Genomic DNA, 14,402 nt, shown 5'->3' on the forward strand with positions numbered 1-14,402 from the left:
TGCGGGTTTTTTATGGTCTCGAATGAACACAGGTAAATCAGCCCCCCGTGTTGATTTGGACCTTCAGCCGAATTGAGTTAACCTCCCAACCTTTGCTTCGCAGGTGGGCTTCCAGTGATGGCAAAATTTGGCGCATCTTCGCTGCTGCAGCGTTGTTGCTGAGAATCAGGCACCACACCGGACCGTCAATCGGACCAGCCTTTACGCTGGCGCGCAGTGCACCGGGAATAAGGGATTCGATCGCCTTGAGTCGCGCGACCGAATCGCGGGTGAGTTCGGTTAATCTCGCCAGAGTTGGTGAGTCCTGGCTGGCCTGTAGCAGCGTGACCGGGTGGTGGCGGCGGTTCATGTGCAAGTTGTTTGGAGGGTCCGAATGCAATTGATTATCACGGATGCGTGGCTTGCCAAAAGCCGTGCAATTCACCTGAGTGGGGGCAAGCTGCTGTTGGCTGGCGTTCTGGCCTCGTTCACGTTGATGTTGGTCGCGGCCGGTCTCTACCACTGGGTGTTCCTGAAGGGTGCCAGAGAAGGATGGCCCGTGGTGGGCACCCTGGTCAGGTTGGTTGTCAAAGACGAATTCGACCAACGCGACCGTTTCATGCGGGAGAACCTTGATGTGCTGGCACGAAAACTGGGTGAAATGCAGGCCAAGATGACCCAGTTGGAGTCACTGGGTGAGCGCGTATCCGGATTGGCAGGCGTAAGTCCCAATGACATCAAGATCAAGCCGGGGCAGGGCGGCGCACTGGTATCGGGCCGCTCTTTGTCCATGGCCGAACTTCAATCGACCCTGGCGGATTTGGATCGCCTGACGGATCAGCGCACCGATTTGATGACTGTGATGGAGTCCCGTCTGTTTGATCAGAAGATTCGCAGCATGATGGTACCGACCCAGCAACCCGTGGCGGCTGGTAACTTGGGGTCTTTGTTTGGCTGGCGGATCGATCCCATTACCGGACAGTCCGCGCTGCACACTGGTCTGGATTTTCAGGCGAATCAGGGAGTGCCCATCCTCGCTGCAGCAGGGGGCATCGTGGTGACACAGGAGTTTCATTCGGCATATGGCAACATGATCGAAATAGACCACGGCAATGACCTCATTACCCGGTATGCGCATGCTTCCAGAACGCTGGTCAAAAAGGGCGACCTGATCAAGCGTGGACAGAAAATTGCCGAGGTGGGAAACACTGGGCGCTCGACCGGCCCCCACTTGCATTTTGAAGTCCTGGTACAGGGGATTCCACAGGACCCAGGCAAGTTTTTGGCAGCTGGCCGTAACCTTGCGCCGCAACAAGCGAACAGGACTGCCGGGGCAGGTTCCGCCATGGCACTGGCCAAGTCGGCCCCATTGGAACGACGATAGTCCAGCCAAAGGTAAAATCCTGCGATTGGTTGTCTCAGCGCGGCATATTCCGTTCCAACGGTTGCGTTTTACTGTGGCGGCCCCATTTCACCTAGATTAGAAAAAGGATTGCGCAGCTCTGTCGGCCCCTGTGGGCTGGCGGGTCCGTCTTGCATTCATGGCCACCAATATCCTCACCAAAATTTTCGGCAGTCGCAATGACCGCTTGCTCAAAAAATACCGTACCAGCGTGGTTCGCATCAATGCGATGGAGGCTGAACTTGAGAAGCTTTCCGATGACGACTTGCGCGGCAAAACGCAGGCGTTCAAAGAGCGTATAGCGGCTGGAGAGCCTTTGGATGCCTTGTTGGTGGAGGCATTTGCGGTGGTCCGCGAGGGGTCCAAGCGCGTCATGAAAATGCGCCATTTCGATGTGCAATTACTCGGGGGCATGTCACTGCACAATGGCAAAATTTCTGAAATGGGAACCGGTGAGGGCAAGACCCTGACCGCCACCTTGCCGGTGTACCTGAACGCCTTGTCAGGCAAGGGCGTTCACGTTGTGACGGTGAATGACTATCTGGCCAATCGGGATGCCCAGTGGATGGGCAAGCTCTACAACTTTCTGGGCTTGACGGTCGGCATCAACTTGCCACACATGGCGCGCGAGGAGAAACAGGCTGCTTATCGCGCCGATATCACCTATGGCACCAACAACGAATACGGTTTTGACTACCTGCGTGACAACATGGTCTATGAAGCAGCAGACCGTGTTCAGCGCGGACTGAATTACGCCATTGTTGACGAGGTTGACTCCATCCTGATTGACGAGGCGCGTACGCCGCTGATCATCAGTGGTCAGGCCGAAGACCACACCGATCTTTACCTTGCGATCAATAAGGTAGTTCCGCTGTTGCACCGGCAGGAAGGTGAAGCGGACCCGCGTACGGGTGAGGGCATCACCAAGCCAGGTGATTTCACACTGGATGAAAAGAGTCACCAGGTCGTCTTGACGGAACAGGGTCATGAGAACGCGGAGCGCATTCTTTTCGAACTGGGCCTGATTCCCGAAGGCGCCACTCTTTACGACCCGGCGAATATCACGCTGATGCATCACCTGTATGCCGCCTTGCGGGCCAACCACCTCTATCACCGCGACCAGCATTACGTGGTGCAGGAAGGCGAGATCGTCATCGTCGACGAGTTCACCGGTCGTTTGATGTCCGGTCGACGCTGGAGCGAGGGTTTGCATCAGGCGGTCGAAGCCAAAGAGGGCGTCAATATCCAGCCTGAAAACCAGACGATGGCATCGATCACCTTCCAAAACTATTTCCGTCTCTACGGCAAGCTGGCGGGTATGACGGGTACGGCCGATACCGAGGCCTATGAATTTCAGGAAATCTACGGCTTGGAAACGGTGGTCATGCCACCCAATCGTCCCAGCAAGCGTGAGGATCAGCTGGACCGTGTGTACAAGACGACACGTGAAAAATACGAAGCGGCGATCAAGGACATTCGCGAGTGTTACGAGCGGGGTCAGCCAGTGCTGGTCGGCACCACGTCGATCGAGAACTCGGAAATCATTGCGCAATTGCTGGAGAAAGAGAAGTTGCCGCATCAGGTGCTGAATGCCAAACAGCATGCGCGCGAAGCCGATATCGTGGCCCAGGCCGGACGTCCCAAAATGATCACTATCGCCACCAACATGGCGGGACGTGGGACGGACATCGTTCTGGGTGGCAACATCAGCAAGGTTGTTGAAGCGGTTGAGGCTGACGAATCATTGGATGCACAACAGAAGCAAACGCAGATCGATGCGATACGTGCACAGTGGACGAAAGATCATGAGCAGGTGAAAGCATTGGGCGGTCTGCGCATCATTGCCACCGAGCGTCATGAATCGCGCCGGATCGACAACCAGTTGCGGGGTCGCTCAGGACGTCAGGGTGATCCGGGTTCGTCGCGTTTTTACTTGAGTCTTGACGACTCGTTGATGCGCATCTTTGCGGGCGACCGGGTCAAGGCCATCATGGACCGACTCAAGATGCCCGATGGTGAGGCCATTGAAGCAGGCATTGTGACGCGCAGTATCGAAAGCGCACAGCGCAAGGTCGAAGCACGAAACTTTGACATGCGCAAGCAATTGCTGGAGTACGACGATGTATCCAACGACCAGCGAAAGGTGATTTACCAGCAACGCAACGAAATTCTGGATGCCAAGGATTTGTCGGCTCAGATTACTTCTCTGCGGGAGGGAAGTTTTCATGATCTGGTGCGCCAATATCTGCCTGCGGAATCGGTCGAGGAACAATGGGATATTGCATCCCTCGAAAAAGTTTTGTCGGATGAGTGGCAACTGGTATTGCCATTGAAGGAACAGGTCAGCGCTGCCAGTGCGATTACCGATGAAGATGTTTTGGAGACTGTGCGCACTGAAGCCAACAAGGCATTTGCCGTCAAGGTCGAGCAGGTCGGTGGTGAGAACTTCACCCAGTTCGAACGCATGGTGCTGTTGCAGAGCATTGACACGCACTGGCGAGATCACCTCAGCGCGCTGGACTACCTGCGCCAGGGTATTCATTTGCGTGGCTATGCCCAGAAGCAGCCCAAACAGGAATACAAGCGCGAAGCCTTTGAGTTGTTCGGCCAGTTGCTGGATTCCGTTAAAAATGAAGTCACCAAGATTCTCATGACGGTCAAGGTTCAATCCGGCGAACAACTGGGGCAGGCGGCCGAGGAAATGGAATCCCGTGCAGAAAGCATTGCCAATGTGACCTATACGGCGCCGACTGAAACGGGCGAGGTGGAAACGACGCTCGATGAAGACACCGTCAGTCGCAAACCAACCTCGGCGGGCGCTACCCTGGCGCGCGTGGGGCGCAATGAGCCATGTCCTTGCGGTAGTGGCAAGAAATACAAGCAGTGCCACGGCAAGCTGGTCTGATCAGTGCTGTTGCTTAACAACCGGGCCTTGAGGCCCGTTTGTTTTTTCAAGATTGAATTTTTGGATAATCCAGTCATCGTCTAAAGGAAGAATATGCCTGTCAACTTGTCTGCCCCCGATCCGGCTCAGCTTTATCCCGTGCTTGGTGTGCGCATTGGCGTCACAGAAGCGGGCGTGCGCAAGGCCCATCGCAAAGACCTGACGGTTGTTTTGATCGACAAGGGCGCCTCGGTTGCCGGTGTATTCACCCAGAACCGGTTTTGTGCAGCACCTGTGCAGATTTGCCGGGAGCATCTCGCCAGCGGCGCGGGTATTCGGGCCATGCTCATCAATACCGGCAATGCCAACGCAGGCACCGGGTCCGACGGACGGGACCGTGCGTTACGCACTTGTGTGGCGCTGGCGGGGAAGCTCGGGATCTCACCGCAAGAGATATTGCCGTTTTCAACCGGCGTCATCATGGAGTCCCTCCCCGTTGAGCGTATTGAAGCCGGGCTGGACGGCGCACTGGCTGATGCCCGGGAAGACAACTGGATGCGTGCTTCGGAGGGCATCATGACCACCGACACGGTGCCCAAGGCGTTTGGCGCGCAGGTGTTGATTGACGGTGCCTTGGTGAGCATCACAGGTATCAGCAAGGGGGCGGGGATGATTCGGCCCAACATGGCAACCATGTTGGGCTTTATGGCCACGGATGCATGTGTCAGCCAGGCCGTCATGCAACAGTTAGCCACTGAACTGGCGGAGGGCTCCTTCAATCGCGTGACGGTGGATGGCGACACCTCCACCAACGACTCCTTCGTGGTGATTGCAAGCAACAAGGCGGCCCATATGCCCATCGATTCGCTGGACAGTGCTGCAGGTCGGATATTGAAGGCGGCCATGCTCGATATTGCGAGAAAACTGGCGCAGGCCATCGTACGTGATGGTGAGGGTGCTACAAAATTTATAACAGTCAGCGTGACGAATGGCAAGACGCGGGCGGAATGTCGCCAGGTGGCCTATGCCATTGCACACTCGCCTTTGGTGAAGACGGCGTTCTTTGCCAGTGATCCCAACCTGGGGCGCATTCTGGCGGCGGTGGGTTATGCGGGCATTGCCGACCTGGACCAGACGGGCATTGATCTCTACCTTGATGATGTTCTTGTCGCGGTTCAGGGGGGACGCAACCCACTGTACCGCGAGGAAGATGGTCAGCGCGTCATGAAGCAGAGCGAGATCACGGTGCGCGTGGTTCTGGGACGTGGTGATGCGGTGGACACGGTCTGGACGTGTGACCTGAGCCATGATTACGTCACGATCAACGCAGACTACCGCTCATGAACGAAAAATTCGAGCATTTGCTGCTTCGGGCAGAGCAACTCATTGGCCGCATCGAATCGGTGCTGCCGCAAGCCCTGTCATCACCGGACTGGACGGCGTCTGTGGCCTATCGCTACCGTAAGCGGAGTTCCGGTCACGGAGCACTGGAGCCGGTGCGCCATGTGGGCGCCATGCATTTGGTGGATCTGAAGGAAATTGATCCTCAAAAAGAAAAAATCCAGCTCAACACCCTGCAGTTTGTCAGCGGCAAACTGGCCAACAATGTATTGTTGACAGGGGCTCGCGGAACGGGCAAATCGTCGCTGATCCGGGCATGCCTGAACGAATACGCTGAACGTGGCCTGCGGCTGATTGAAGTCGACAAGGCTGATCTGACCGATTTGCCGGATATTGTGGACGTGGTGTCTGATCGACCCGAAAAATTCATTGTGTTTTGCGACGATCTGAGTTTTGAAGACGGCGAACCGGGCTACAAGGCGCTCAAGTCCATCCTTGATGGTTCCGTGGCCGCGACGACGCCCAATGTGCTGATTTATGCGACAAGCAACCGACGCCATTTGTTGCCGGAATACATGAAGGAGAACCTGAGCTACACACATACCGAAGATGGTGAAGTTCATCCTGGTGAAGGCGTCGAGGAAAAAATTTCCCTGTCGGAGCGTTTTGGCTTGTGGGTCAGTTTTTACCCCTTCACACAGAATGAATACCTCACCATTGTGGCGCAGTGGTTGTCCTCGTTCGGTGTGACGGCGTCGGCCATTGAGGCGGCCAAGCCGCAAGCCCTTGTATGGGCACTCGAGCGAGGCTCTCGCAGTGGCCGGGTGGCCTATCAGTTTGCACGTGACTACGCGGGCAAACATGCTGTAAACACATGAGAACTCCTGGATTGATTGCGGATGCGACGCTACCACGCGAGGGTGGGCCAGATCGCCCGGTGGTCGATGTAGCGGTGGGGGTTTTGATAAAACCGAACGGCGAGTTTCTTTTAACCTCCAGACCCGAGGGCAAGGTCTACGCGGGCTACTGGGAATTCCCGGGTGGCAAGCTGGAATCAGGTGAAACCGTGGTGCAGGCCTTGGCGCGTGAATTGCACGAAGAGCTGGGCATCACCATTGATTTGGCGACGCCATGGAAGGTTGAAATGGTGGACTATCCCCATGCCCTTGTGCGGTTGAACTTCTGCAAAGTTTTTAGCTGGGCAGGCGAGCTGCAAATGCGGGAAGCGCAGTCATTTTCCTGGGAAGGACTACCGGTACGGGTCATGCCGGTATTGCCGGGTACTGTGCCGGTTCTTCAATGGCTTGCCGATGAGCGGGGATACTCTGGTGCTACATATTTTGTAGCTGATGAGCCAATGAATTAAAAGGCCAAGGTCAATTTTCTTGCGTAAATTGACCTATTGCTCGTCATCAGTCAGTTGGTCTTCTGTCGGTGGATTGGCCGGCATCCGGAAACTTTCACTGGCCCAGGCACCCAGATCAATGTTTTTGCAGCGCTCGCAGCAAAACGGACGGAACGGGTTGGATGGTGCAAAGACACTGTCTCCGCCACACGTGGGGCAAGTGACCAGTTTCGACCTTTCCGGCGGGGTGCTGTCGCTGGGTTTCATGAACACAAGGTCAGTTCAAATGCGGCGTCTTCATTGCAGGCGTGGAGTCTGTCGTCGTCACCATGGCGCATGAGTCGGATCGACACCATCAGTCGATTGCCGCTGATTTCAGGAATCAAATCCAGAGATGAATTCAAAGACAAACGCAACAACTGGAAGGTTCTTCCTTGCGGCAGGTTTTGTTGAAACTGTCCGCCGTTGGCAATGACTTTTTGAGGGGCGCCGGAATCCCGCAGCAGCTTCAGCAGGACGTGTATTGATTCCGCGAGTGGTGCCAGTGTGGAGGCCCAGCGTTGCAGGTCGTTTCGACGCTGGTCCCCGGTTTTGTGCTGCCACGCATAGTAGGCCGGAAGGTCAAATTCGCAGGTGCCACCAGGAATTCCCACACGGCTGCGTATGCTCATGAGCCAGTCGTTCTCGGTGAGGGATTGCCCCGCTTTGCCGGGCAGGCTGTTCAATGCGGTAAAACAACTGTCAAGCCGGTTGATCACGTCGTCCAGAACACCCTCTGCGATGGCAGGGTTCCCCCGATAACTGTCAAGAATGTGTTTTTGTTTGTCCAGGTCTTTGAGAACGTCTGATTTGAGGTCGGCACGTGCGCCCACATCCATGACTTCGAAGATGGTGGTCAGTGCGTAATGGTGGTCCAGTGCCTGATCGCGCGCGACGAGTTCCTCCAGACGAAGAAAGAGGTGCTCCAATCGCAAATAAGTGCGAATGCGCTCATTGAAGGGGTATTCGTAAAGGATCACGCTGATTTATTCCGGTAGGCCAGATGCTGCTTGGATGATAGCCCGAAGCGATACGAAATTTGGCTTACTTCTGTGGCGAGTTGGTCAAGCGTCAGGTTCACATTGAAAATCACGGTGTCGGCGGCGCTGAGCCGGCGTGTGCGTGATGCCTGAGATGCGATGATTTTTTCCACATCCTCGCGCGACAGTTGATTGCGTGCCATGACCCGATGGATCTGAACTTCTGGCGTGCAATCCACCACCAGTACCTGATCCACCTTTTGACGCCACACGGGTGATTCCACCAGAAGGGGAATGTCAAAAACAATGCAGGGCCGATCTTCGTTCTTGGCAATTGAATCCAGTCGCTGAGTTTCCTGTCCCACCAAGGGGTGAAGGATAGCCTCCAGTCGTTTACGCGCCGACGCGTCAGTGAATGCCAGCGCCCGCATCTTGTCCCGGTCCAGCGCGCCTGCCGGGGTAATGAAGTTCGGACCAAAGGTGTCGGCAATTGACGCAATGGCCAGCCCCCCCGGCAGGGTCAACTCGCGGGCAATCGCATCCGCATCAACCACCGCCGCACCCAGGTCAGCCAGAAGGCCGGCGACAGTGCTCTTGCCACTGCCAATGCCCCCGGTCAGTCCAAGCCGGACAAGGTCACGCACAGGCTACAACCCAAAAAGTTGAAGAATTGAGCCTGGGCCGAAAACCATGGCTGTCAGCCCGGAGCCTGCCAGAAAGGGTCCAAACGGTACGTAGCCGCCTTCGCGCAGTCCACTGGAAAACTTCATGGCAATTCCCACCAGGGCGCCAATCACCGAGGCCATCAGGATCAGGGGCACCAGCGCCGGCCAGCCAAACCAGGCCCCCAGCGCCGCAAACAGCTTGAAGTCCCCAAAGCCCATGCCTTCCTTGCCGGTGATCAGCTTGAAGGCCCAGTAAATCAGCCATAACGACAGGTAGCCCGCCACCGCACCCCACATGGCGGAAGACAAGGCGACGGGTGTCCAATGCAGTGCGGCCGCGATCAGACCCGCCCACAAAAGAGGCAGAGTGATATCGTCGGGCAACAGGGTTGTGTCCCAGTCGATCAATGCCAATGCCAAAACTGCTGCGGAAAAACCGCTCCAGGCCAAGCCGGTCGGGCTCACCCCCCATCGCCAGCCGCAGTACAAAAATAGTGCGCCCGTTGTCAGTTCGACCAAGGGATAGCGCACGCTGATGGATGTGCCGCATGCCGAGCATTTGCCACGCAAAAACAGGTAGCTGATGACCGGGATGTTTTCAAACCAGCGGATCGGGTGACCACATTTCTGGCATTTCGAGCGCGGGACCATCAAGTTGAAAGGGGCAACCGCCGGCAACTCTTTATCGGACAGTTCCGCGTAATCGGCTTTCCATTGCGCCTCCATCATGACGGGAAGCCGGTAAATCACCACGTTGAGGAAGCTGCCAATCAGCAATCCCAGAATGCCCAGCAGGCTTGCATCAAGCCATTGCGGTACCGGCATCAGACGACCTGACCCAGCTTAAAGATAGGCAGGTACATGGCAACCACAATGCCACCGATCACCGTGCCCAGAATCACAATGATGATCGGTTCCATCAGGCTGGAAATACCCGCCACCATGTCGTCCACTTCGGCCTCATAGAAGTCCGCGGCCTTGCCCAGCATATGATCGACCGAGCCGGACTCTTCGCCAATCGCGCACATCTGCAAGACCATGGATGGAAACAGGTTGACATTGGTCATCGCGACCGTCAACGCGGTACCTGTGGAGACTTCCTGCTGAATCTTCTTGGTCGCCTGTTCGTACACGGAATTACCGGCAGCGCCTCCGACCGAGTCCAGCGCTTCTACCAGGGGAACACCTGCAGCGAACATGGTTGACAGTGTTCGTGTCCAGCGGGCAATACATGACTTATCCACGAGCGTGCCAAAAATAGGCATTTTGAGCATGATGCGATCCATCACGTTTTGCATTTTTTCATTGCGTTTCCATGCTTCCATGAAAAAGTAAAAACCACCACCAATCCCGCCAAAAATCAACCACCAGTACTTGACGAAGATTTCGCTGATGGCAATGACGACCAGTGTGGGGGCGGGAAGATCGGCGCCAAAATTGGAAAACACTTCCTTGAAGGCTGGCACGACAAAAATCATGATCACGGCCGTTACGACGAAAGCCACGATCAATACAGAGATGGGGTACATCAAGGCGGATTTGATTTTCGACTTGATCGCCTCGGTTTTTTCCATGTAGACCGCAAGACGATCCAGCAGTTGGTCCAAGATACCGGCGGATTCACCGGCCTCGATGAGATTGCAGTAAAGGTTGTCGAAATACAGCGGGAACTTGCGAAAGGCAACGCTCAGGGATGTGCCGGTTTCGACGTCAGTGCGAATGTCGTTGAGCAGTTTGGTAACGCTGGGATTGGGGTTGCCACGCCCTACGATGTCAAAAGCCTGCAACAGTGGCACACCCGCTTTCATCATGGTGGCGAGTTGACGCGTGAAGATCGCCAAATCTTTGGGCTTGATGGACTTTCCAGAGCGCATACGGCGCTTTTTGATCTTGGTCGGCATGACGCCTTGACGGCGCAATGCGGCCTGCACCTGGTTCTCTCCGGCCGCCCGGGTTTCTCCCCGCACCTGTTTGCCGTTGCGGTCTTTGCCTTCCCATTCAAAGACAAATTCGTTGGCGCTTTTTGCCTTTGCTGACTTCGCAGTTGCCATAGAGTCCCCTGGATAATTGATTTATTCGTTGGTTACGGCGAGCACTTCTTCCAGCGAAGTCAAACCCAATTTGACTTTATGCAGGCCGGCTTGCCTGAGTGAACGTACACCCTCGCGTTCAGATTGCTCAGCAATTTCCAATGCGCTGCCATCACGCAGAATGATGCGTTGAATTTCCTCGGTGATGGGCATGACCTGGTAGAGACCAACGCGCCCTTTATAACCATTGTTGCACATGGAGCATCCGACGGCTCGGTACGAGACCCACGATTCATTGAGTTCATCTTGGCTGTAGCCCGCGTCGATCAGCGCCTTCTGAGGAATGTCAATCGGTGCTTTGCAGTTGGGGCAAAGGCGACGCGCCAATCGCTGCGCTGTAATCAGGATCACACTGGATGCGATGTTGAATGGGGCAATGCCCATGTTGCGCATGCGGGTCAGCGTTGTCGGCGCATCGTTTGTGTGCAGCGTAGACAGCACCAGATGTCCGGTTTGGGCGGCCTTGATAGAGATATCAGCCGTTTCGAGGTCGCGAATCTCCCCCACCATGATGATGTCCGGATCTTGCCGCAGGAATGATTTGAGTGCAACAGCAAAGGTGAGTCCCGCCTTGTCGTTGACGTTGACTTGATTCACCCCGGGTAAGTTGATTTCGGAAGGATCTTCAGCCGTGGCAATATTGACACCCGGCTTGTTGAGCATGTTCAGGCAGGTGTAGAGCGAAACGGTCTTTCCAGACCCTGTTGGTCCGGTCACCAAAATCATTCCATAGGGTCTGCCAATGGCCTGGATCAGCCTCTGCTTTTCTTCGGGTTCGTAACCCAGGGCTTCAATACCCAGCTTTGCGCTGCTGGGATCCAGAATGCGGATCACAATTTTTTCACCGAACAGGGTGGGCAAGGTGCTGACCCGAAAGTCGATAACCCGGTCCGGTCCGATTTTCAGCTTCATCTTGCCGTCTTGCGGAACGCGCTTCTCCGAGATGTCCATTCTCGAAATAACCTTGATGCGAGAAGCCAGTTTGTCCTTGATGGCAATGGGCGGGGAAGCGATTTCTCTCAGTTCTCCGTCAATCCGGAAGCGAACCCGGTAATTGTGCTCATAGGGCTCGAAGTGCAAGTCGGAGGCCCGCATACTGAAAGCATCCAGCAGCATCTTGTGCAAAAACTTGACGACCGGTGCATCTTCCACCTCGGATGGCGAGGAGTCGGAACTCTCAATAATGGCCTCGGCGGACGCCTCGTCGAACTCGAAATCACTGCCGATGATGTTGTCCATCGTCTCCGCCGCGGTCGTCGCATTGGCCGTGACCAGCTTGAGCAGTTTGTCGTATTCGGCGATAACCCAGTCAACGCCCAGCTGGGTGGCGAACTTGATCTTCTCAGCTGCTTGTTGATCCGATGGGTCGGCAGTGGCAACAATCAATCGGTTGTTGCGCTTGCTGAGTACGACCACGCGGTAGTCAAAGCAGATCTTGCCATCCAGCAGGCCCTTTGGAAGCCGTTGGGGGTCAATCGCGTCCAGGTCCACCAGCGGTGCAGCGAATGCGGACGACATGGTGTGTGCCAGGTCCGACGCAGATACAGCGCCCGAACCCGTGAGTTCGGCGATAAAACTGGTGCGACCGCTCTCGGCTTTGCGGTAGATTTCTTCCGCTGATTTTTGTCCCAGTTTTCCCGCCAGGATAAGGGCGCGGCCCAAACCAGGAAGGGCGGTAGTGGGTGATTCGCGATGAGTGGTGTCGACTGCGGCCATGACCCAAGTATGTACTATGTCAAGAAGAAAACCTCTTGATCATCGCCGATTGCCCAGCCGATGTAAATCTAAAGACTGCGAGAATTGGTTACAGGGATGTTGTTTGACAACAAATGGTGTTTGGTCGGAATGAGAGGATTCGAACCTCCGACCCCTTCGTCCCGAACGAAGTGCGCTACCAGGCTGCGCCACATTCCGAATTCTATTTTTTGCTTTGGCAAAGCGTCAAGACTGGCGCTCCAGCAACTGAGCTGCCAATTGTATCAAACACTCTGCATGAGGCCCTGGCGGCAGTCGACTGGCGGCTGCTATAGCGCGCTGCGCCTCCAGCATGGCGGCCTGTCGGGCAACATCGAGGGCCCCCGTTGCTTTGACAATGTCGACGACTTGGTCCAGCATTGACAAGCCGCCGGATTCGATGGCTGTTTTAATGATCTCTTTTTGGCTGGCGGTCCCGCGCTGCATCGCCGCGATCAATGGCAGTGTGGTTTTGCCTTCGCGCAGATCGTCACCCAGGCTTTTCCCCATCACATCAGCCGTGCCGGTGTAGTCCAGTACATCGTCAATCACCTGGAAAGCAGTGCCCAGTGCCTGTCCATATTCGGCGCAAGCCTCCTCCATCTCGGGCGAGGCGGCGGCGAGGATGGCCCCAACCCTGGCGCTGGCTTCGAATAGCTTGGCGGTCTTGGAGCGGATCACCTGAAGATAACCCGTTTCATCCAGAGCTGCGTTGTGCATGTTCATCAACTGCATCACTTCGCCTTCTGCGATCACATTGGTGGCGTCGGCCAGTACCTGCATCACGCGCATGTTCTGGGCATCCACCATCATCTGGAATGCACGGGAGTAGAGAAAATCGCCAACCAGGACGCTGGCCGGGTTGCCAAAGGTTTCGTTGGCGGTCGCATTGCCACGCCGCATGGCGGAGGCGTCCACCACGTCATCGTGCAGCAAGGTCGCTGTATGTATGAATTCCACTACTGCCGCCAGATTGAATCGCTGTTCGCCACGGTAGCCCAGTGCGCCGCAAGTCAACAGGAGCAGGGCTGGTCTCAATCGCTTGCCGCCTGCCGCGATGATGTAGCGTGATACCTGGCCGATCAGGGGGACACCGGAAGCCAGCCGGTGGGCGATGACCTGGTCAACCTCGTGCATATCCTGGACGATGATCGACATTGACGGTGAGGGGCTGGATGGAGTAGCTTGCAAGTCAAATAACCCGTTGTGTGGAGGAATTATAGGAACTCAGGCGCGCCTCTATTGAGGCTGCAGTGTCTTGATTGTGCTAAGTGGGGCTCTGTGTTATAGTTATGGGCTCTGTGAAAATTCGTTCCCAGAGCTAAATTGAAGAGGTCAACATGTACGCGGTCATAAAAACCGGTGGCAAGCAATATCGGGTTGCTGCTGGCGAAAAAATTAAAGTAGAACAGATTGCTGCGGACGTAGGCCAAGAGATTGTGTTCAACGAGGTTCTGGCGGTCGGTAACGGCGCAGATCTGAAGGTGGGTACTCCCTTGGTGTCCGGCGCAACCGTCAGTGTCACAGTATTGGCACACGGCAAGCACGACAAGGTCAGCATTTTCAAAATGCGCCGTCGTAAGCATTACCAGAAACGTCAAGGGCATCGTCAACAGTTCACAGAACTGCTGATCGGCGCGATTGCTGCTTAAGGGGCAAGGGTCATGGCACAGAAAAAAGGCGGCGGCTCTACGCGAAACGGGCGCGATTCCAAGCCCAAAATGCTCGGTGTGAAGAAGTTCGGCGGCGAGGTGATCAGCGCAGGCGCGATCATCGTGCGTCAGCGTGGCACCAAGTTCCACCCTGGTACCAATGTGGGTATCGGCAAGGATCACACCCTGTTTGCGCTGGTTGACGGTCACGTCTCCTTCGCTGTCAAGGGTGCACTGAACAAGCACACAGTGAGCATCACTTCGGCGTAAGCTGCTGGGTACTCCCCATTG

Annotated in this window: 15 protein-coding genes and 1 tRNA gene; 7 read left to right on the forward strand and 9 right to left on the reverse strand. The window is 55.7% G+C overall.

The window, feature by feature from the left end; genetic code table 11:
• Positions 1–37 precede the first annotated feature (37 nt).
• Positions 38–349, reverse strand: coding sequence for a hypothetical protein (locus tag IV109_RS05535; RefSeq protein ID WP_296693469.1), 312 nt, complete (start codon positions 347–349; stop codon positions 38–40).
• Between the two features lie 24 nt (positions 350–373).
• Between IV109_RS05535 and IV109_RS05540 the strand changes: the two genes are divergently transcribed.
• The 5 genes from IV109_RS05540 (at position 374) to IV109_RS05560 (ending at position 6,972) form a co-directional block, all read left to right on the forward strand.
• Positions 374–1,363 carry a M23 family metallopeptidase gene (locus IV109_RS05540; protein WP_296693473.1) on the forward strand — a complete coding sequence of 330 codons (990 nt, stop codon included), beginning with the start codon at positions 374–376 and terminating at the stop codon, positions 1,361–1,363.
• A 157-nt stretch (positions 1,364–1,520) separates the two neighbouring features.
• Positions 1,521–4,286 (forward strand): preprotein translocase subunit SecA, encoded by a 2,766-nt coding sequence (secA, locus tag IV109_RS05545; RefSeq protein WP_296693478.1) that lies wholly within the window; start codon positions 1,521–1,523, stop codon positions 4,284–4,286.
• A 93-nt stretch (positions 4,287–4,379) separates the two neighbouring features.
• Positions 4,380–5,609 (forward strand): bifunctional glutamate N-acetyltransferase/amino-acid acetyltransferase ArgJ, encoded by a 1,230-nt coding sequence (gene argJ, locus IV109_RS05550; RefSeq protein ID WP_296693479.1) that lies wholly within the window; start codon positions 4,380–4,382, stop codon positions 5,607–5,609.
• Complete coding sequence (locus tag IV109_RS05555; RefSeq protein WP_296693482.1) at positions 5,606–6,484, forward strand: ATP-binding protein; 879 nt, start codon at positions 5,606–5,608, stop codon at positions 6,482–6,484. The genes argJ and IV109_RS05555 overlap by 4 nt, the downstream gene beginning before the upstream one ends.
• Positions 6,481–6,972 carry an NUDIX domain-containing protein gene (locus IV109_RS05560; protein WP_296693485.1) on the forward strand — a complete coding sequence of 164 codons (492 nt, stop codon included), beginning with the start codon at positions 6,481–6,483 and terminating at the stop codon, positions 6,970–6,972. Before IV109_RS05555 ends, IV109_RS05560 begins: the two co-directional genes overlap by 4 nt.
• Positions 6,973–7,005: 33 nt before the next feature.
• Here IV109_RS05560 and IV109_RS05565 read toward each other — a convergent pair whose 3' ends face one another.
• From IV109_RS05565 to IV109_RS05600, 8 genes are all read right to left on the reverse strand, one after another.
• Positions 7,006–7,218 (reverse strand): DNA gyrase inhibitor YacG, encoded by a 213-nt coding sequence (locus IV109_RS05565; protein WP_296693488.1) that lies wholly within the window; start codon positions 7,216–7,218, stop codon positions 7,006–7,008.
• Entirely contained in the window at positions 7,215–7,970 is a 756-nt protein-coding gene (zapD, locus tag IV109_RS05570) for a cell division protein ZapD (RefSeq protein ID WP_296693489.1), read from the reverse strand. The genes IV109_RS05565 and zapD overlap by 4 nt, the downstream gene beginning before the upstream one ends.
• Positions 7,967–8,614 carry a dephospho-CoA kinase gene (coaE, locus tag IV109_RS05575; RefSeq protein WP_296693493.1) on the reverse strand — a complete coding sequence of 216 codons (648 nt, stop codon included), beginning with the start codon at positions 8,612–8,614 and terminating at the stop codon, positions 7,967–7,969. Before coaE ends, zapD begins: the two co-directional genes overlap by 4 nt.
• A gap of 3 nt (positions 8,615–8,617) precedes the next feature.
• A complete protein-coding gene (locus IV109_RS05580) occupies positions 8,618–9,460 on the reverse strand; it encodes an A24 family peptidase (RefSeq protein ID WP_296693495.1) in 843 nt (280 codons plus the stop codon).
• Positions 9,460–10,686: a type II secretion system F family protein gene (locus IV109_RS05585; RefSeq protein ID WP_296693497.1), complete on the reverse strand. Its 1,227-nt coding sequence runs from the start codon at positions 10,684–10,686 to the stop codon at positions 9,460–9,462. Before IV109_RS05585 ends, IV109_RS05580 begins: the two co-directional genes overlap by 1 nt.
• Before the next feature lie 21 nt (positions 10,687–10,707).
• Positions 10,708–12,441 carry a type IV-A pilus assembly ATPase PilB gene (gene pilB / locus IV109_RS05590; protein ID WP_296693500.1) on the reverse strand — a complete coding sequence of 578 codons (1,734 nt, stop codon included), beginning with the start codon at positions 12,439–12,441 and terminating at the stop codon, positions 10,708–10,710.
• A gap of 121 nt (positions 12,442–12,562) precedes the next feature.
• Positions 12,563–12,639: transfer RNA gene (locus IV109_RS05595), tRNA-Pro, on the reverse strand.
• 27 nt (positions 12,640–12,666) lie between these two features.
• Positions 12,667–13,617, reverse strand: coding sequence for a polyprenyl synthetase family protein (locus IV109_RS05600; RefSeq protein WP_296693502.1), 951 nt, complete (start codon positions 13,615–13,617; stop codon positions 12,667–12,669).
• 182 nt (positions 13,618–13,799) lie between these two features.
• On the opposite strand from IV109_RS05600, the gene rplU reads away from it, so the two are divergent.
• Together rplU and rpmA are read left to right on the forward strand one after the other, a co-directional pair.
• Positions 13,800–14,111 carry a 50S ribosomal protein L21 gene (gene rplU / locus IV109_RS05605; protein WP_296693504.1) on the forward strand — a complete coding sequence of 104 codons (312 nt, stop codon included), beginning with the start codon at positions 13,800–13,802 and terminating at the stop codon, positions 14,109–14,111.
• A 12-nt stretch (positions 14,112–14,123) separates the two neighbouring features.
• Entirely contained in the window at positions 14,124–14,381 is a 258-nt protein-coding gene (gene rpmA, locus IV109_RS05610) for a 50S ribosomal protein L27 (RefSeq protein ID WP_296693507.1), read from the forward strand.
• Positions 14,382–14,402: the final 21 nt, after the last annotated feature.

Source organism: Rhodoferax sp. (genome assembly GCF_018780565.1).
Classification (GTDB): domain Bacteria; phylum Pseudomonadota; class Gammaproteobacteria; order Burkholderiales; family Burkholderiaceae_C; genus Rhodoferax.